The sequence below is a fragment of the Pseudomonas shirazensis genome, from assembly GCF_014268785.2.
Taxonomy (GTDB): Bacteria; Pseudomonadota; Gammaproteobacteria; order Pseudomonadales; family Pseudomonadaceae; genus Aquipseudomonas; species Aquipseudomonas shirazensis.
In genome coordinates this window covers 1,998,404-2,015,858 of sequence record NZ_JABWRD020000001.1, presented here as the reverse complement: position 1 = coordinate 2,015,858, position 17,455 = coordinate 1,998,404, and the positions used below count along the sequence as shown (strand labels likewise).

Annotated in this window: 14 protein-coding genes; 7 read left to right on the top strand and 7 right to left on the bottom strand. The window is 61.9% G+C overall.

Annotated elements, in window-relative coordinates; genetic code table 11:
* Positions 1 to 18: 18 nt before the first annotated feature.
* Positions 19 to 1,206 (top strand): molybdopterin molybdotransferase MoeA, encoded by a 1,188-nt coding sequence (locus tag HU736_RS09215; protein WP_103438038.1) that lies wholly within the window; start codon positions 19 to 21, stop codon positions 1,204 to 1,206.
* On the opposite strand, the gene HU736_RS09210 is transcribed toward HU736_RS09215, so the two are convergent.
* Together HU736_RS09210 and HU736_RS09205 are read right to left on the bottom strand one after the other, a co-directional pair.
* Positions 1,195 to 2,442, bottom strand: a complete 1,248-nt coding sequence (locus HU736_RS09210; RefSeq protein WP_186699569.1) for a glycosyltransferase family 4 protein — start codon at positions 2,440 to 2,442, stop codon at positions 1,195 to 1,197. The genes HU736_RS09215 and HU736_RS09210 overlap by 12 nt on opposite strands.
* A 57-nt stretch (positions 2,443 to 2,499) precedes the next feature.
* Positions 2,500 to 3,954: a mannose-1-phosphate guanylyltransferase/mannose-6-phosphate isomerase gene (locus HU736_RS09205; protein WP_186699567.1), complete on the bottom strand. Its 1,455-nt coding sequence runs from the start codon at positions 3,952 to 3,954 to the stop codon at positions 2,500 to 2,502.
* Between the two features lie 291 nt (positions 3,955 to 4,245).
* Between HU736_RS09205 and yegS the strand changes: the two genes are divergently transcribed.
* Complete coding sequence (gene yegS / locus HU736_RS09200) at positions 4,246 to 5,133, top strand: lipid kinase YegS (RefSeq protein ID WP_186699565.1); 888 nt, start codon at positions 4,246 to 4,248, stop codon at positions 5,131 to 5,133.
* Here the strand turns inward: yegS and HU736_RS09195 are convergent.
* The 3 genes from HU736_RS09195 to HU736_RS09185 all read right to left on the bottom strand — a co-directional run bounded on the left by HU736_RS09195 (position 5,117) and on the right by HU736_RS09185 (position 7,478).
* The gene (locus tag HU736_RS09195; protein WP_103438034.1) at positions 5,117 to 5,776 is read right to left on the bottom strand and encodes a response regulator; all 660 of its coding nucleotides are present in this window, start codon (positions 5,774 to 5,776) and stop codon (positions 5,117 to 5,119) included. The genes yegS and HU736_RS09195 overlap by 17 nt on opposite strands.
* On the bottom strand, positions 5,766 to 6,662 hold the full coding sequence (locus tag HU736_RS09190) for a sensor histidine kinase (protein ID WP_103438033.1): 897 nt from the start codon (positions 6,660 to 6,662) through the stop codon (positions 5,766 to 5,768). The genes HU736_RS09195 and HU736_RS09190 overlap by 11 nt, the downstream gene beginning before the upstream one ends.
* A 375-nt stretch (positions 6,663 to 7,037) precedes the next feature.
* On the bottom strand, positions 7,038 to 7,478 hold the full coding sequence (locus HU736_RS09185; protein ID WP_103438032.1) for a histidine kinase: 441 nt from the start codon (positions 7,476 to 7,478) through the stop codon (positions 7,038 to 7,040).
* A 344-nt stretch (positions 7,479 to 7,822) separates the two neighbouring features.
* On the opposite strand from HU736_RS09185, the gene HU736_RS09180 reads away from it, so the two are divergent.
* Both HU736_RS09180 and HU736_RS09175 read left to right on the top strand, forming a co-directional pair.
* Positions 7,823 to 8,758, top strand: coding sequence for a chemotaxis protein CheV (locus tag HU736_RS09180; RefSeq protein ID WP_101321223.1), 936 nt, complete (start codon positions 7,823 to 7,825; stop codon positions 8,756 to 8,758).
* A gap of 63 nt (positions 8,759 to 8,821) precedes the next feature.
* Complete coding sequence (locus tag HU736_RS09175) at positions 8,822 to 9,625, top strand: MOSC domain-containing protein (protein ID WP_186699562.1); 804 nt, start codon at positions 8,822 to 8,824, stop codon at positions 9,623 to 9,625.
* 58 nt (positions 9,626 to 9,683) lie between these two features.
* Here the strand turns inward: HU736_RS09175 and HU736_RS09170 are convergent, their stop codons facing one another.
* On the bottom strand, positions 9,684 to 11,612 hold the full coding sequence (locus tag HU736_RS09170; protein WP_186699560.1) for a transglycosylase SLT domain-containing protein: 1,929 nt from the start codon (positions 11,610 to 11,612) through the stop codon (positions 9,684 to 9,686).
* Between the two features lie 216 nt (positions 11,613 to 11,828).
* On the opposite strand from HU736_RS09170, the gene HU736_RS09165 reads away from it, so the two are divergent.
* Positions 11,829 to 13,754 carry an ATP-binding cassette domain-containing protein gene (locus HU736_RS09165; protein ID WP_101321216.1) on the top strand — a complete coding sequence of 642 codons (1,926 nt, stop codon included), beginning with the start codon at positions 11,829 to 11,831 and terminating at the stop codon, positions 13,752 to 13,754.
* 50 nt (positions 13,755 to 13,804) lie between these two features.
* On the opposite strand, the gene HU736_RS09160 is transcribed toward HU736_RS09165, so the two are convergent.
* A complete protein-coding gene (locus tag HU736_RS09160) occupies positions 13,805 to 14,245 on the bottom strand; it encodes a universal stress protein (RefSeq protein WP_101321214.1) in 441 nt (146 codons plus the stop codon).
* A 109-nt stretch (positions 14,246 to 14,354) separates the two neighbouring features.
* On the opposite strand from HU736_RS09160, the gene HU736_RS09155 reads away from it, so the two are divergent.
* Together HU736_RS09155 and fadB are read left to right on the top strand one after the other, a co-directional pair.
* Positions 14,355 to 14,792, top strand: a complete 438-nt coding sequence (locus tag HU736_RS09155) for a hypothetical protein (protein ID WP_186699558.1) — start codon at positions 14,355 to 14,357, stop codon at positions 14,790 to 14,792.
* A 501-nt stretch (positions 14,793 to 15,293) separates the two neighbouring features.
* Positions 15,294 to 17,441, top strand: coding sequence for a fatty acid oxidation complex subunit alpha FadB (gene fadB, locus HU736_RS09150; RefSeq protein ID WP_186699556.1), 2,148 nt, complete (start codon positions 15,294 to 15,296; stop codon positions 17,439 to 17,441).
* The last annotated feature ends 14 nt before the right edge of the window (positions 17,442 to 17,455 follow it).

Genomic DNA, 17,455 nt, shown 5'->3' with positions numbered 1-17,455 from the left:
GCCCCGAGCCGGCCATTGATGCCGGTCGAAGAGGCCCTGCAACGTCTGCTGGCCTTGGCCGAAGCTGCGCCAATCAAGGACACCGAGTGGGTTGCCTTGGCGGACGCTGAAGGTCGCGTGCTGGCCACCGAGCTGGTGGCCGCCCTGGACCTGCCGCCCTGGCCGAACAGCGCCATGGACGGCTACGCCCTGCGCCTGGCCGACTGGCACGGCGAGCCGCTGGCGGTCAGCCAGCGGATCTTTGCAGGGCATGCGCCGCAGCCGCTCCAGGCCGGGTCCTGTGCGCGGATTTTCACCGGCGCGCCGCTACCCGAGGGCGCCGACTGTGTCGAAATGCAGGAAAACGCCCAAGTGCTGGATGACGGCCGGGTAACCTTCAGCGAGCCGTTGCGGGTGGGCCAGAATATTCGCCCGCAGGGCCAGGAAACCCGCGTTGGCGAGCAGGTCATGAGCGCTGGCACTCGGCTTGGGCCGATTGAACTTGGCCTGGCGGCGACGCTTGGCCATGCGCGCCTTGAAGTGGTGCGCAAGGTGCGCGTGGCGCTGCTGTCGACCGGTGACGAACTGGTCGAGCCGGGTTTGCCCCTGGGGCCGGGGCAGATCTACAACAGTAATCGTCGCCTGCTCGCCAGTTGGCTGCAGCGGCTGGGCTGCGAAGTGGTTGATGCCGGTATCCTGGCTGACGACCTGCAACTGACCCGCGACTGCCTGGCGCGGTTGGCTGACGTTGATCTGATTCTTTCGACAGGCGGGGTTTCGGTAGGCGAGGCTGATTATCTCGGCATCGCCCTGCGTGAAGCCGGCGAGCTGGCGCTGTGGAAGCTGGCGATCAAACCCGGCAAACCGCTTACCTTTGGCCATTATCGCGGTGTGCCGGTGATCGGCTTGCCTGGCAACCCGGCCTCGACCCTGGTCACCTTTGGCCTGCTGACGCGACCTTATCTATTGCGTCGCCAGGGCGTGGCAACTGTCACACCGCTGCAGTTCAGCGTGCCGGCCGGGTTCGATTGGCCCAAGGCCGGGACGCGCCGCGAGTACCTGCGCGCCCGTATCGAAGACGGCCGCGTGCGCATTTACAAGAACCAGAGTTCGGGTGTGCTGCGCAGCGCGGCGTGGGCTGAAGGTCTGGTCGAAGTGCGCGAAGGCAGCACCCCGCAACAGGGCGACAACGTCAATTTCATTCCCCTAAGCGAACTACTTGGCTGAGCGCCTCAGAATCACCGCCGTTGGCGCTGGGGCGGTGCTTGGCAGCGTCTGGGTCAAGCGCGTGTGTACGTTCTCCAGCTGCTGCGCGACGACGCTCCAGTCATGCCGCTGGCGGGTGAACTGGCGGCCGCTTTCGCCGAGCTGACACATCCGCCACGGCTGATTGAGCAACTGGGTGATCTGCAACGCCAACTGTCCGCTGTCATCGCTGCCCAGATAATGCTCGCCGTTGTTGACCGCCAGTCCCGACACACCCTTGCTGGTAGTGATCACCGGCAGGCCGGCCGCCATGGCTTCGAGAATCTTCACTTTGGAGCCGCCGGCATACCGTAGCGGGGCAAAAAACAGCGCGGAGCGGCGCTGCAGTTCGCGCAGGTCGGGGCGGTAGCCGATCCATTCGATGCGCGGGTCGTTCCAGTGCAGCTTCCAGCTCGCTGGCAGGGCATGCCCGGCAATCGCCAGGCGCACGGCGGGGTTGCTCTGCCAGACCTGCGGCAGGATTTCTTCCAGCGCCCACTCGATAGCCTCGAGGTTGGCGCCGTACTCGAAATTGCCGACAAACAGCAGGCGCTGACTGTGCGTGGCGGGGCGCACCTGTTCGAAGTAGTCGCAATCAACGCCGTTGACCACGACATCGACCGGCCTGCCGCTGATCTGGCTGATCAGCTCGGCATCGTGCGGGCTTACTGCTACCACCTCTGTGGGCTGGCGCAGCACCCGCTGCTCCCAGCGCCGGTAGCGCCAGCGGTCGAAGGCGTTCAGAGGCCGCAGCCACAGCGGCAGACGGTCGTGACAGGCTGCGCCCATCACCGACTCGAGCGTGTGTTCGCTGAGCATGTAGGGCAGGCCGCGGGCCTGCAGGGCTTTTTCGAAAGGCTGAAAACTGTAGCTGTGCTCGATCTGGATCACATCCCAGGGTTCGTCCAGCAGTTGTTCGAATTGATGACGCAGGGCAGGTGCCAGGCCATGGATGATCGCCCGCATGGGGTAATCGATGATCGGTGAGGCAAGCAGGTTGAGCGGGCTGTGCAGCGCGCGCCTGGGCAGCACGATCAGCCGCTCGAGCAGCGGTTCAAGGGCAGTGCGGGCGGCGTCGCCGAGGGGCACCTTGGACTGCACCAACAAGGTAATCCGGTGACCACGCTGCGCTAGTTCGCGCAGCAGGTGGTATTGCCGGGTCTTGCTGCCACTGGTGGTTGGCCAGGGCAGGTAGGGCAAGGTCCAAAGTATGCGCATCGCCCCAAATCCTCGCTGACGGTTGGGTCATGGATGGCAAGGCGCGCCCGCACGGTATCAGCCGATGGCTGTTTCCGGGACGCGTCCGTATATATCAGTAAAGCGGACGATGTCATCTTCGCCCAGATACTCGCCGCTCTGCACCTCGATCATCACCAGGTCGATCACCCCTGGGTTGGTCAGGCGGTGGGTACGGCCTGGCTTGATGAACGTCGACTCGTTGGTGTCGAGCAGAAACTCTTCGTCACCGTTGGTCACGCAGGCCATGCCGCTGACGATGATCCAGTGCTCGCTGCGGTGATGGTGCATTTGCAGCGACAGCGATTCGCCGGGGCGGACCATGATTCGCTTGATCTTGAACCGCGCACCTTCCTCGAGGATGGTGTAGGTGCCCCATGGCCGGGTCACGGTCCGGTGCAGGCGATAGGCTTCGTGGCCCTGGCGCTTGAGCTGCTGGGCGATGATCTTGACTTCCTGGCTGCGCGCCGCATCGGCGATCAGCAGCGCATCGGGGGTGTCGATGACGATCAGGTTGTCCAGGCCCACCCCGCCGACCAGGCGCCGCGGCGAGTCGATGTAGCAGTTGCTCACATCATGCAGTACGGTCTCGCCGTTGGCGTAGTTGCCCTGAGCGTCGGTCTGGCGCAGTTCGCGTACTGCTTCCCAGCTGCCGATATCGCTCCAGCCCAGCTCGCACGGTACCACTGCAACCTGGCTGGAACGCTCCATCAACGCGTAGTCGATGGAGATGTCCGGCGCCAGAACGAACGTGTCCGGGTCCAGTTCTACCTGAAGGGCACGCTCACCTTGTTTGCTGACGCTCTGCTCAAGGCAATGGGCGACGGTTTCCAGCACCTCGGGCGCGTGGGTCTGCAACTCGCGCAGCACGGCGTCGACGCGCAGGCAGAACATGCCGGCGTTCCACAGATGGCGGCCGCCGTCCAGGTAGCCCTGAGCGGTCGCGGCGTCCGGTTTTTCGACAAAGCGTGCGACCTTGTACGCGCGCTCACCCAATGTCTCGCCTTGCTCGATATAGCCAAAGCCGGTCTCAGCACGGCTGGGCACCAGGCCGAAGGTGCTCAACCAGCCGTCATGGGCCAGCTGCGCCGCTTGGGCGACCGCTTGTTCGAAGGCTGGGATGTCTTCGATCAAATGATCTGCCGGCAAGATCAGCAGCAGACTATCCTCACCGTACTGCTTGGCGCAGTGCAGCGCAGCGGCAGCGATGGCCGGCGCAGTGTTGCGCCCACATGGCTCGAGGATGAAGTCCAGCGCGACATTGAAGCTGTTGACCCGGTTGTATTCATCTTGGGTGCGGAACAGCACGTCGCGGTTGGTCACGGTCAGCACGCGCTCGACACCCGGCAGGGCGCTGGCACGCACGAAGGTCTTCTGCAGCAGGCTTTCACCATCGGCCAGGCGCATGAACGGTTTGGGCATGGCTTCACGGGAAACCGGCCACAATCGGGTGCCGGCACCGCCAGCAATGATGCAAGGGATCAGAACGCTCATTATCACAGCCTCGAAGCGGGGGCGCTGGGGGCAGCGCGATCAAAGGGACTTCGCCATAGAATCAGGCGATCTGTCAGATGTACGGCGAGGCAATAAGTCAAAAAACCGACATTTATTAGTGACCTCATCCGTGATGGCCAATTATTTGTCGATGATGCGCTTGCTCGCCCCGGCTTTCAATGGCATTTGTGTTAAACCCGTTTATTTTCTGACGCAAGCGCTCTTTGTATGCAGCACTTTGCCCTCGGCCATGGTCGAGATTGGGATAGGTATTTTTGCGGAGTGGAACGGATGAGCGAGCGCAAGGCGATGTTGGTGCTGCATGGCAAGCAAGCCATGAACGAGGATGTCAGAGCCGCTGTGGGCATCATGCGCGAGCAAGGCTGGCAGATCGATGTGCGCCTGACCTGGGAGGGCGGCGACGCCCAGCGGCTGGTCACTGAAGCCCTGGCAGCAGAGTACAGCCACATCATCGCCGGTGGTGGTGATGGCACCCTTCGCGATATCGCCGAAGCCATGGGCCTGGCCGCGACAGAGGCCAGCCTGGTGCTGTTGCCACTGGGCACTGCCAATGACTTCGCCAAAGCGGCCGGAATACCGCTGGAACCAGCCCAGGCGCTGGCCTTGCTGGACCAGCCCGCACGCGCCATCGACCTGGGGCGGGCCGGTGATCAGTTGTTTCTGAACATGGCCACCGGCGGCTTCGGTAGCCAGGTTACCGCCAACACCTCTGAGGACCTGAAGAAGGTTCTCGGTGCTGCGGCTTACCTGTTCACCGGGCTGTCACGCTTCACTGAGCTGCAGGCCGCTGCAGTCGAGCTGACCGGGCCGGATTTTCACTGGCAAGGCGAGGTGCTGGCGTTGGGTATCGGCAATGGCCGCCAGGCCGGAGGTGGGCATGAGCTGTGCCCCGAGGCGCTGGCTGACGACGGTCTGCTCGATATCGGCATCTTGCCCGCACCGCAGGAGGTGGTCGGTGCGCTGAAAGAGCTGATCGGTGGTGAGGGCTTGTACGTGCGTGCTCGCCTGCCGTGGGTCGAGGTAAAAAGTGCGCAGGGGTTGGATATCAACCTGGATGGTGAGCCGATGCACGGCGAAAGTCTGCGCTTCGAAGCGGTCCCGGCAGCACTGCGTGTGCACCTGCCAGCCGATTCACCGCTGCTCAGTCGTCCAGGCTGATGATCTTCTCGCGCACGGCGAACAGCACCAGGCCTGCGACGTCGTAAATCTGCAGGCGCTTCATGATCTGAGAGCGATGGGTCTCCACGGTCTTGATCGACAGGCCCAGGCCGCCGGCTATTTCCCGAGTTGATTTGCCGCGTACGATCAAGCGCAGGATTTCCAGCTGGCGTGCAGTGAGGTTAAGTCGGTCGTTGATGCTTTGGCGGCTGTTCTGCGCGCGCAGTAAGGCCTGGTTGATCACTGTGTGAGCGATCGCTGGGCTGAGATAGCGTTCATCCCCACGCAAGGCGCTCAGCGCCTGCTCCAGTTCAACAGCGCTGGTGTCTTTGAGCAAGTAGCCATGCGCACCGCATTCGAGCGCACGCATGATCAGCTCCGGATCAGTGTGCATCGACAGAATCAGTACTTTACAGGGATGCCCGCTGGCACGCAGTTGGGTCAGTGCGTCCAGGCCGCTGGTGGAGCGCATGGAGATATCCAGCAGGACGATGTCCGGCTGCAGCTGTGCGACAAGCGCGTTGAGCTGGCCGCCGTCATCCGCTTCACCAACCACCGTATAGCCAGCGATGTCCGCCACGAGCGCGCGCACACCCGCGCGAATGAGCGAATGGTCATCGACCAGAAGTAATCTACAGGTCATGGCTGGCAAAGGTCCTGGCGCGTTCTTGGGTGCGGGCTGGCCACGGCAGCATGGCCTCGATCCGGGCGCCCCGTCCCGGTTGGCTGTAAACGCTCAGGCTACCGTGCAACGCCCGGGCGCGTTCATGCATGCCGGCCATGCCGCGCTGACCGGCCGCAGCCGGATCGCTGTTGGGGATGAAACCGCAGCCGTCATCCTCGATGGTCAAGGCCAGCCCCGCAGCGGTGCGCTGCAACAGTACCCGCAGATTGCGCGCGCCGGCGTGGCGCAGCATGTTGGTGACAGCCTCCTGGGTGATGCGAAACGCAGCCATGCTGATGTCGTCGTTGATCCCGGTCAGGCGCTGTTTGCACTCCAGGCTCCACTGCACCTCGCTATCGTTCAGCGTGCGCAGCAGGTGCTCGCGCAGGCTGGCTTCCAAGCCGAGGCTGGCCAGCTGGCGCGGATTAAGCAGGGCGGCAACATCACGCACGCTGTTCAAGGCCTCATCCAGGGTGCTGCGCAAGCTGCTGGCATGGCTCAGCAGCTCGCTTGGCAGGCGCCGCTGGAGCCAGTCCAACTGTAGCTTCGCTGCTGTGAGCAATTGGCCGATATCATCATGCAATTCGCGGCTCAGACGCTGGCGTTCGTTCTCCTGGACCTTGAGCATGCGCTCGGCCAGTTCTGCGGGGCGCAGGCTGATCGAGCGGGCCCACTGGTGCCATTGCCAGGCGGCGCCAAGCAGGGCCGCCATCTGCAGCAGGATCAGGCCGATCGGCATCGGCACGGCTTTTACGTGCAGTGCCACGTTAGCGCTCAGTGACGCCACGCATAGCGCCGCGGTCGTCCAGCGAGCCACGGCGTTGCGAGAGCAGTGGCGCGGGGTAAGATTCAAACGTGGGAACATAAATTGGAAAGCCACTGAGTTAATGCTATTGGAGGCCTTGCACGTGTCTAGTCAGCGGCTTTGGCGTCCTGCTCACAATCAATTAAAAGCATCTGTTCAATTGACGGCTATCTGCATGGGCTGCATTCATTGGCGCGCATGGTATCACTTAAGTTGTGTTTGGTCGCCTTGCTCAGGGGTCTCAAACCGCCGTATTCACGGGCTCGAAACGATCTGGCCGGGTCTGGCCTAACTATCAAAAAGCCAGCATTGGCAAGTGCGTGCATAATCGAGTACTGCAACTAACAACTATTACTCAAGCGGCCAGTCGAAACTTGCCAAGTGTCTGGCTGATAAATGCAGCGTGATTGAGTTAGTTGCAGACGAATGCCGAACTTACTGTACGTTTGGCGGTGATTCGGATGGCGACCTGGCTGACCCTTGCAGGGCGCTGGCCAGATCATCCAGAAGCACTGCCTGCTCGCTGCGGTCCAGGTTCAGTTGTCCGGTTTGGGCATCGATCAGCTCCAGTTGCCAGTCCAGCAGGTTCAGGCAGGCTTCGACTGCCGGCAGTGCTGTGCTGTGCAGGTGTCGCTGGCCGCAGGCAGGTGCGAGCAGATGGTGCAGCGCGGAGCTGTAATGGGCGACCTCGTCAAGGCCCAGTTGCTCGGCGCGCTTGGCCAGCCTGGTAAGGGTGTCGTTGAGGCACCGGCAGGCATCTGGATCATTGTCGATCAGTTGCAGGTGTAGCAGGCACTCCTGCGCCTGGCTCAACAAGCGCTGTGCATCCCGCAGGAATTCCGGCAGCTCGGCGCCGGGCGGCACGCAGCTATCCATCCTGAGCCTCCAGCACGGTGGGCTGGAGCGGGCTGGGCAACACCGAAACGATTGCTAGCAAAAGCCTGACTCCATTCATGCAATGAGAATGGCGTCACATTAATGGCTAATGGATATCGCGAACATCAGGTTAGGCCTGATTGCGGCATAGGGGAAACCCTGAGTGGCGTTGCTGGTTACCCCGCCGTAACAGGTGTTGCTGAAAGTGTCGAAGCAGTAAAGCATGATGGTAAAATGATATCAATCGCCTGATCTGGATTTGCTGACGAGGGTCAAGCTGCCGGTTGACCCGCCGATACAGAGCAGATGATTACATTTTCCCGATACGCGCCTGGGGGCTTCCAATGGCTGGCATTCTCGACACTGTAGACCAACGTACGCAACTGGTAGGTGAGAACCGCCTGGAAATCCTGATGTTCCGTCTGGCGGGCCGTCAGTTATTCGCCATCAACGTGTTCAAGGTGCAGGAAGTGCTGCAGCTGCCCAAGTTGACCTTGATGCCGCAGCGTCACGCTTATGTGTGTGGGGTGGTCAACCTGCGCGGGCAGACCTTGCCGGTGATCGACCTGTCCCAGGCGATTGGCATGCGCCCTCTGCAGCCAGGTCCGGACAGCACCATCATCGTCACCGAGTACAATCGCTCGGTGCAGGCGTTTCTGGTTGGAGGTGTCGATCGCATCGTCAACATGAACTGGGAAGCCATCATGCCGCCGCCGACCAGTGCCGGTCGCCAGCATTATCTGACGGCGATCACCAAGGTCGAAGAACAGTTGGTCGAGATCATCGACGTCGAGAAGGTGCTGGCCGAAATCGTGCCATACAACGCCAAGGTATCCGGCGACAAGCTTGCCGATCCGGTACTGGCCAAGGCGCGTGGCCGCGAAATATTGCTGGTAGACGATTCCACCGTGGCCCTGGCGCAGTTGCGCGATACCTTGTCGCAACTGGGCGTCAAACTGCATGTGGCCAGCGATGGCCTGAAGGCCTTGCGCATGCTCAAGGCCTGGGCAGATGCCGGTGAAGACCTGTGTGAAAAACTGCTGATGATTTTCACCGACGCTGAAATGCCGGAAATGGACGGCTACCGCCTGACCACCGAGATCCGTAGCGATCCGCGTCTGCGTGGCCTGTACGTAGTGTTGCATACCTCGTTGTCGGGTAGCTTCAACGAGTCGATGGTGAAAAAAGTCGGCTGTGACAACTTCCTGTCCAAATTCCAGCCAGACCGTCTGGTAGAGGTGGTGCGGCAGCGCCTGATGCTTGATCACGCGCCGGCCTGATACCTGCGCGCGTCCTGCTGGGTATAAGCTAGGCGTTTTTGCACTGGCATGAGGCGGGCAGGGATGTTTGTAAGTGAGTTGTATCGGTATCCGGTGAAGTCGTGTCGGGCGCAAAGCCTGCAGGCCTCGCCGGTAGGTCTGCTCGGCCTGGAAGGCGACCGCCGCTGGCTGGTGGTAGAGGAGGACAACGGACGCTTCCTGACCCAGCGCGCCTGGCCACTGCTGAGTCAGCTCAGTGCCACGGTCGCTGCCAGTGGCGATCTGCTGCTGGAGACGCCAGGGCAGGCGCCGCTGCTGGTCGCCGTGCCGGCGGACGACGAAGACTTGCGCGGTGTGACCATCTGGCGCGACACCTTGCGCGTGCCAGACGCAGGCGACGCTGCTGCGCAGTGGTTGAGCCAACTGCTCGGCAAGCCGGTGCGACTGGTGTATTGCCCCGAGCCGCGCGCGCGTTACCTGCCCAGCGGCTATGGCTTGAACAGCGACCGTGCGGCATTTCCGGATGGCTTTCCGTTGTTGTTGATCGGCCAGGGTTCACTGGATGAGCTGAGCCGGCGGGTTGGCCGGCCGATGGAGATGCTGCGCTTCAGACCCAATCTGGTGGTGCAGGGCAGCGCAGCGTTTGCCGAAGACGGCTGGAAGCGGATCCGCATCGGTGTGCTGACTTATCGCATCCTCAAACCGAGCGTTCGTTGCATATTCACTACCCTTGACCCGCACACGGGCGAGCGCAGTGCTGACCGCGAACCGCTGGTCACCCTGAAGACGTTTCGTGAGCGTGATGGCGATGTGCTGTTCGGGCAGAATCTGGCGGTGGATGGGGCGGGTGAGATTGCCGTGGGCATGCCGGTAGAAGTGCTGGAGTAAGCCGCCAGCTCAAGCCCGCTGCAGCCGATGGCGGCGGGCTTGAGCTTGGGTGGCTCGATTACATGTCGTCGAAGTAACGCTCGTGCCAGTCCACCAGCGGCTGCGGTGAATTGAGCTTTTGCCCGTAGATCACCGAGTACGACAGCACGTTCTGCACATACTGGCGGGTTTCATCGAACGGGATCGACTCGACCCAGACATCAAAGCTCAAGTGCTTGGCGCCTTTGAGCCACTGCCTCACGCGCCCTGGCCCGGCATTGTAGGCGGCCGATGCCAGCACCCGATTGCCGTTGAATTGACCATGTACCTGGCTCAGATAGGCGGCGCCGAGCTGGATGTTCTTGTCCGGGTTGAGTACCTGAGCCGGTGACGCCAACGGGATGCTGAACTTGCGTGCAGTCTCCTTGGCGGTGGCTGGCATCAGCTGCATCAGGCCGCTGGCGCCCACCGGCGAGCGGGCGTCTTCCATGAACGCGCTTTCCTGGCGGGTGATGGCAAACACCCAGCTGGAGTGGAGGCCGCGGATCTTGGCTTCGCGCACCAGGGTGTCGCGGTGCGCCATCGGGAAGCGAATATCCAGGTCGTCCCAGTACTGCGCCTGGCTGATGGTGCGAATCGCCGGGAAGTACCAGCGCAGGTCGTAGGCCAGCCGGGCCTGGGCGACCATTTCGTCGCGGTTGAAGTGGCGGCTGACGTGGTACCACTCGCGGCGGCCCTCGACGATCTGGCCGCGGGCATGGAATTCCAGTGCGCGGCGCACGCCCGGGGTGTTGCGCACCTTGTTGACCAGCTGCGGGCTGAGCATCAGCGGTTTGTTGTTCAGCTGGTAGGGCGTCTGCACCCGGTCTGCGGCCAGGAAGCCATAGAAGTCACGTTCACGCGCGACCGCTTTGTACAGCAACGGGATCTGCGCGTTGTTCGGCTGCGCCAGTTCCAGGCTGCGCGCCTGCCAATAGCGCCAGCGGCTGCTGGTGGCCAACTCCTGCGGCAGGCGCTTGGTCAGCTCGTAGGCATCTTCCCAGCGGCCCAGGCGCAGCAGCAGGCGCAGGCGCCATTCGCTGACGGTGTTGTCCCGCAGCTCCGGATCGTAACGGGTCATCAGGTCGAGCGCGCGCGGGTCGTAACGGCGAGCCAGGGTCAGGCCGATCTCGCGGGCGATGGCAACCTTTTCGTCGCGCGAGAAATGCATGCGCTGGGCATAGTCATCGAGCAGCGCCATGGCCCGCTCTGGGTCCTGGCGTGCCAGCCGGCGCAGGCCTAGGCTGACCACGTCGGACATTGCCTCGTTGACCGGGGTGAAACGCGACGGCTGGTTGAGCAGCTCGGGCTTCTGCGCCACATCGATCAGCAATTGGCCCTGGGGGGCGAGGGTGGTCAGGGTCTTGACCAGATTGTTCGCCAATGGGTAGTTGCGCGCCTGTGCTGCCAGTTTGGCTCGCTCCCAGCGTCTGGCTTCGGTGAGCTGACCTTCGGCCGCCCACATCGCAAACAGCGTGTCACACGCAGCAGGTTGCGACTTGCCCACGTTCCACAGCTTCGCAGCGCTGGCAAAGCCTTCGGCGCGTTTGCCGGTGCTGAGCTGGTATTGGCCGTTGATGCAGTCCAGCTCGGTGAAGTTGAGCTTGGGGTCGTAGTACTTGGCGAAGGTGGCCCACTCGCCGCGCTCGGACAACCAGCGCAACCAGCGCAGTTTCATCCAGTTGGCTTGCGGCAGGTCGCCGTGCTGGGCCAGAAAGCCCTCGATCTCTTCGTTGCTGGCGCTCTTCAGGCGAGCTGTGAGTTCGTCGTACGCCAGATACGGGGTCAGCGGATAGTCACTGAGGGCCTGCGAGTAGCGCAGGTAGGGACCTTTGTCGCCCTTGGCCAGGGCGCGTTTGGCTTCGTCGTAGTACTGACGCTGCTGGCTAAGGTCGATGGCCTGTGCCGCACTCGCGGTGGCGGCAGTCAGCAGCAGGCATGAAGCAATCTGTAACAGGCGGCTGCGCATGATACGTCCGGGCAGTTGAACCATGGGAAAGTGACGGCGGTGCCAGCACTGTTGTATGGCGTTAGCTTAGCCGGTTGCCGGCTACCGGCGAAAGCACTGCGGTTGTATCGGGGTGTTATCGGCGACCGGATATCGCAAAGCCTTGATACACACGCTGACGTAGTGCTGGCGAGGGTCAAGTCAGGTAGAATACGCGCCCAGTTTTTGGAGATGATCATGACCCTGCTCAAATTAAGCGATGTGTCCCTTGCATTCGGCGCGATGCCGCTGCTGGACAAGGTTTCCTGGCAGATCGCCCGAGGTGAGCGGGTGTGCATCATCGGCCGCAACGGTACCGGCAAGTCGAGCATGCTGCGCCTGATCAAGGGCGAGCAAAAGCCTGATGACGGCTCGGTCTGGCGCGCACCCGCGCTGAAAATCGGCGAGCTGCCGCAGGAACTGCCGGTGGCCGACGAGCGGACCGTGTTCGACGTGGTCGCGGCTGGCCTGGACGGCGTAGGCGAGCTGCTCGCGCAGTATCACCACCTGAGCCAGAACATCCATAACGACGAAGATCTGGACAAGCTCATGCACGTCCAGCACGAGCTCGAAGCGCGCGATGGCTGGCGTTTGCAGCAAGTGGTCGACAGCACCCTGAGCCGCTTGCAACTACCTGCCGACAAGACCCTGGCCGAGCTCTCCGGTGGCTGGCGTCGCCGTGTGCTGTTGGCCCAGGCGCTGGTTTCCGAGCCTGACCTGCTGCTGCTCGATGAGCCAACCAACCACCTGGACATCGGTGCGATTGCCTGGCTGGAAGAGGCCTTGAGCGGCTTTGGCGGAGCGGTGCTGTTCATCACCCACGACCGCTCCTTCCTGCAAAACCTGGCCAACCGCATCCTTGAACTGGACCGCGGTGGGCTGATCGACTGGAACGGCGACTACGCCAGCTTCCTGGTGCACAAGGAGGCCGCGCTGGCGGCCGAAGAGACCGCCAACGCGCTGTTCGACAAGCGCCTGGCCCAGGAAGAAGTGTGGATTCGCCAGGGCATCAAGGCCCGCCGCACCCGTAACGAAGGCCGCGTCCGTGCGCTCAAGGAGCTGCGCGTCGAGCGTGGTGAGCGCCGTGAGCGTCAGGGCAAGGCCAACATCCAGATCGACACCGCGGAAAAATCCGGCAAGCAAGTGATGCTGCTGGAGAACGTCAGCTTCTCGCACCCGAACGGGCCGATGCTGGTCAAGGACTTCTCCATGGTCCTGCAGCGTCAGGATCGGATTGGCCTGCTCGGCGCCAACGGTACCGGCAAGACCACCCTGCTCAAACTGATGCTGGGTGACTTGCAGCCGACGTCGGGCAAGGTCGAGAGCGGCACCAAGCTGGAAGTGGCCTATTTTGACCAGATGCGCCACCAGCTCGACCTGGAAAAGACTGTGATCGAGAACCTCGCCGAGGGGCGCGACTTCATCGAAATCGACGGCCAGAACCGTCACGTGCTGAGCTACCTGGGCGACTTCCTGTTCAGCCCGCAGCGTGCCCGGACGCCGGTCAAGGCCTTGTCCGGAGGTGAGCGTGCGCGTTTGCTGCTGGCCAAGCTGTTCAGCAAGCCAGCCAACCTGCTGGTGTTGGACGAACCGACCAACGACCTCGATGTGGAAACCCTTGAGCTGCTCGAAGAAGTCCTGTGCAACTACAAGGGCACCGTGCTGATGGTCAGCCATGACCGGGCCTTCCTCGATAACGTGGTGACCAGTACGCTGGTGTTCGAAGGCGGCGGCAAGGTTCAGGAATACGTCGGCGGCTACGAAGACTGGATCCGTCAGGGCGGCTCGCCGAAGCTGCTGGGCGTCACCGAAAGCAAGGGTGGCAAGTCCGAGCTCAACAGCGCCGTGGTCGAAAAGGCTGCCGATGTGGCCGCGCCAGTTGCTGCTGCACCGGTAGAGGCGAGCAAGAAGAAGCTCAGCTACAAGCTGCAGCGTGAGCTGGAGGCGTTGCCAGGGCAGATCGACGTGATCGAGAAAGCCATGGCCAAGCTTCAGGAAGAAGTGGCTTCGGCGAACTTCTACCAGCGCCCGATCGGCGAGACGTCCGAGGTGCTGGCCAAGCTCGAGAAGCTACAGGGCGAGCTGGATGTCCTGGTCGAGCGCTGGGCAGAGCTGGAAGGCTAAGCGGCCATCAGCCATCGCGGGGGTTGCCCGCGATGGCGTCAGTGCATTTTTCAGTCTTTCTTCAGCAGGCGTACTGCCAGCACATCACACGGCGCGCCGTGCAGCACATCGTTGGCGGTGGAGCCTAGCAGCAGTGCCAGGCCGTGGCGTCCGTGGCTGCCGACCACGATCAGGTCGCACTTCTGATCCTTGGCCAACTGGTGGATTTCCTGGCGCGGCTGGCCGTAGACCAGGTGCGAGTCACCGCGGTTGATATCCGGATACTTGTTGAACAGGCGATCCATGCGTTCCTTGGCCTGGTCGAACTGCTGCTGCTGCAGCTGCGACAGGTCCATCGGTACGTCGCCGCCAAAGGCCATGGCCATCGGTTCGACGATATGCACCAGCGATACCTTGGCGCCGCTCGCCGAAGCGATTGCCTTGGCGCGTTTGATCACCGGATCGCATTCTTCGGTGAGGTCGACAGCAACCAGAAGATGTTCGTAGGACATTGGAGGTGCTCCTGACAATCGCGATAGTAGAAGTATGGTCGCTTTGTGGCGGTTTACCGTGAAACCTGGCTAACCAGCTCATTTGCAACGCTTTATGGGATCTACAGATATGACGGTATGGCTGGTGGTGTCAATCCTTGCGCTGATTCTCAGCCCACTTGCCTGGCTGCGTCCATCACGTAAACAGAGCGAGCAGATGAGCCTGCGCCTGGCCGGCAGGCGCATTGGTCTGGCCATGCAGCTGGCGCCACAGCAGTGGCCGCACTGGCTCGAGCAGCAGCCACCAAGCCCGTGCCCGCAGTACCACCGGCCGCGGCGCAAGGGCCGGGATGACTGCTGGGCGTATTGGCAGGTCAGCCCTGGGGTGTGGTGGAACAAGTGGCGTGAACCTTGCGAAGATCCGTGTCTGGCCAAGGCCTTGGCGGCGTTGCCTGGCAATGTCTACATGATTGAAGCCACCACGCAAATGGTTGCCTTGTACTGGGGCGAGCGCGGTGATGAATCTGTGTTGCAGAACATTGCGCAAACCCTCGAAGACCTCGCTTAACCCTTCATAACGACATCGCGGGGCATACCTGCCGATCCGCCACCCATGCTCAGGTGGCGGATCGGCAGGTGTGCCCCGCGATGCGTTCTGCTGCCGCAGAAAGGCCAGGCAGGCCGGGATACTTTGCTTGAGAGACTGACTATAGCCTGCTGCGTAGTTTTTGCCGGGTGCCTGCCGCAGCTTCTGTTGCCCGCCAAGGCTTTATCGCTGGCATGAATGGCTGGCGATCACTGTCATCAAGGTTGATACCTAGTCACTACAAAATGACCGGAAAGTCGCGTTTTCACCTCTTCAGGGAGGATTTGACAACGCCGACCTTTTCGGAGAATGTGTGCGTACCCAAATCAAACGGGCGTATGAATTGAGCGTTTGTATGTTGCGCCGTTCATGCCAATCCCGACTATCGCGCTGACGGGTGTGCCTGACCAAGCCGCTGTTGTGACAGGGTTTAGCCAGCGTCCGGCGTGTACAGTTTAGCTTCCATATCGTGGAGATCAGTTGATGATTTACGAAGGTAAAGCCATCACGGTTAAGGCTCTTGAAAGCGGCATCGTCGAACTGAAGTTCGACCTCAAGGGTGAGTCCGTCAACAAGTTCAACCGCCTGACCCTGGACGATCTGCGTCAGGCCGTGGCCGCCATCAAGAGCGACGCCTCGGTCAAGGGCGTCATCGTCAGCAGTGGCAAGGATGTGTTCATCGTCGGCGCCGACATCACCGAGTTTGTCGACAACTTCAAGTTGCCCGAGGCCGAGCTGGTCGCTGGCAACCTGGAGGCCAACCGCATCTTCAGTGATTTCGAAGACCTCGGCGTACCTACTGTTGCCGCGATCAACGGCATCGCGCTGGGTGGCGGCCTGGAAATGTGCCTGGCAGCTGATTACCGGGTGATGTCCAACACCGCCAAGATCGGCCTGCCGGAAGTCAAACTGGGCATCTACCCAGGCTTTGGCGGTACCGTGCGCCTGCCGCGCCTGATCGGCTCGGACAATGCCATCGAGTGGATTGCCTCGGGCAAGGAAAACCGCGCCGAAGACGCCCTCAAGGTTGGCGTCGTCGATGCCGTGGTCACCCCGGAGCTGCTGCAGGCTGCAGCGCTGGACCTGATCAAGCGCGCCATCAGCGGTGAACTGGACTACAAGGCCAAGCGCCAGCCCAAGTTGGAAAAACTCAAGCTCAACGCCATCGAGCAGATGATGGCCTTCGAAACCGCCAAAGGTTTTGTTGCCGGCCAGGCCGGGCCTAACTACCCGGCGCCGGTCGAAGCGATCAAGACCATCCAGAAAGCCGCCAACTTCGGTCGTGACAAAGCGCTGGAAGTGGAAGCTGCAGGCTTTGCCAAACTGGCCAAGACGCCCGTCGCTGCCAGCCTGATCGGCTTGTTCCTGAATGACCAGGAGCTCAAGCGCAAGGCCAAGGCGCACGACCAGATCGCCAATGACGTGAAGCAGGCTGCCGTACTCGGCGCTGGCATCATGGGCGGTGGTATCGCCTACCAGTCGGCGGTCAAAGGCACCCCGATCCTGATGAAGGATATCCGCGAGGATGCCATCCAGCTGGGCCTGAACGAAGCTTCCAAGCTGCTCGGCAATCGTGTCGAGAAGGGTCGCCTGACCCCGGCGAAAATGGCCGAGGCGCTCAATGCGATTCGCCCGACCTTGTCCTACGGCGACTTCGCCAATGTCGACATCGTGGTCGAAGCTGTAGTCGAGAACCCCAAGGTCAAGCAAGCCGTTCTGGCCGAAGTCGAAGGCCAGGTCAAAGAGGACGCGATTCTCGCCTCCAATACCTCGACCATCTCCATCAACTTGTTGGCCAAGGCCCTCAAGCGTCCGGAGAACTTCGTCGGCATGCACTTCTTCAACCCGGTGCACATGATGCCGCTGGTGGAAGTGATCCGTGGCGAGAAGTCCAGCGAAGTGGCCGTGGCCACCACCGTTGCCTATGCCAAGAAAATGGGCAAGAACCCGATCGTGGTCAATGACTGCCCAGGCTTCTTGGTCAACCGCGTACTGTTCCCGTATTTCGGCGGCTTTGCTCGCCTGGTCAGCGCCGGTGTCGACTTCGTGCGCATCGACAAGGTCATGGAGAAATTCGGCTGGCCGATGGGTCCTGCGTACCTGATGGACGTGGTCGGCATCGACACCGGCCACCACGGCCGCGACGTCATGGCTGAAGGCTTCCCGGACCGCATGAAGGACGATCGCCGCACCGCCATCGACGCCTTGTACGAGGCCAAGCGCCTGGGCCAGAAGAACGGCAAGGGTTTCTATGCGTACGAGACCGACAAGCGCGGCAAGCCGAAAAAGGTTGCCGACGAGAGCGTGCTCGAAGTGCTCAAGCCGATTGTCTTCGAACAGCGTGAAGTCAGTGACGAGGACATCATCAACTGGATGATGATCCCGCTGTGCCTGGAAACCGTCCGCTGCCTGGAAGACGGCATTGTCGAAACCGCAGCCGAGGCCGACATGGGCCTGGTCTACGGCATCGGCTTCCCTCCCTTCCGCGGTGGTGCATTGCGCTACATCGACTCGATCGGGGTTGCCGAGTTCGTCGCCCTGGCTGACCAGTACGCCGACCTGGGGCCGCTGTACCACCCCACCGCGAAGCTGCGCGAAATGGCCAAGACCGGCCAGCGTTTCTTCAACTGAGCGCCCAACGAGTT

Excerpts from the sequence above, each read along its gene's own strand:
- HU736_RS09215 (WP_103438038.1), top strand. The coding sequence starts at position 19 with ATGCCGGTCGAAGAGGCCCTGCAACGTCTGCTGGCCTTGGCCGAAGCT.
- HU736_RS09210 (WP_186699569.1), bottom strand. The coding sequence starts at position 2,442 with ATGCGCATACTTTGGACCTTGCCCTACCTGCCCTGGCCAACCACCAGT.
- HU736_RS09205 (WP_186699567.1), bottom strand. The coding sequence starts at position 3,954 with ATGAGCGTTCTGATCCCTTGCATCATTGCTGGCGGTGCCGGCACCCGA.
- yegS (WP_186699565.1), top strand. The coding sequence starts at position 4,246 with ATGAGCGAGCGCAAGGCGATGTTGGTGCTGCATGGCAAGCAAGCCATG.
- HU736_RS09195 (WP_103438034.1), bottom strand. The coding sequence starts at position 5,776 with ATGACCTGTAGATTACTTCTGGTCGATGACCATTCGCTCATTCGCGCG.
- HU736_RS09190 (WP_103438033.1), bottom strand. The coding sequence starts at position 6,662 with ATGTTCCCACGTTTGAATCTTACCCCGCGCCACTGCTCTCGCAACGCC.
- HU736_RS09185 (WP_103438032.1), bottom strand. The coding sequence starts at position 7,478 with ATGGATAGCTGCGTGCCGCCCGGCGCCGAGCTGCCGGAATTCCTGCGG.
- HU736_RS09180 (WP_101321223.1), top strand. The coding sequence starts at position 7,823 with ATGGCTGGCATTCTCGACACTGTAGACCAACGTACGCAACTGGTAGGT.
- HU736_RS09175 (WP_186699562.1), top strand. The coding sequence starts at position 8,822 with ATGTTTGTAAGTGAGTTGTATCGGTATCCGGTGAAGTCGTGTCGGGCG.
- HU736_RS09170 (WP_186699560.1), bottom strand. The coding sequence starts at position 11,612 with ATGCGCAGCCGCCTGTTACAGATTGCTTCATGCCTGCTGCTGACTGCC.
- HU736_RS09165 (WP_101321216.1), top strand. The coding sequence starts at position 11,829 with ATGACCCTGCTCAAATTAAGCGATGTGTCCCTTGCATTCGGCGCGATG.
- HU736_RS09160 (WP_101321214.1), bottom strand. The coding sequence starts at position 14,245 with ATGTCCTACGAACATCTTCTGGTTGCTGTCGACCTCACCGAAGAATGC.
- HU736_RS09155 (WP_186699558.1), top strand. The coding sequence starts at position 14,355 with ATGACGGTATGGCTGGTGGTGTCAATCCTTGCGCTGATTCTCAGCCCA.
- fadB (WP_186699556.1), top strand. The coding sequence starts at position 15,294 with ATGATTTACGAAGGTAAAGCCATCACGGTTAAGGCTCTTGAAAGCGGC.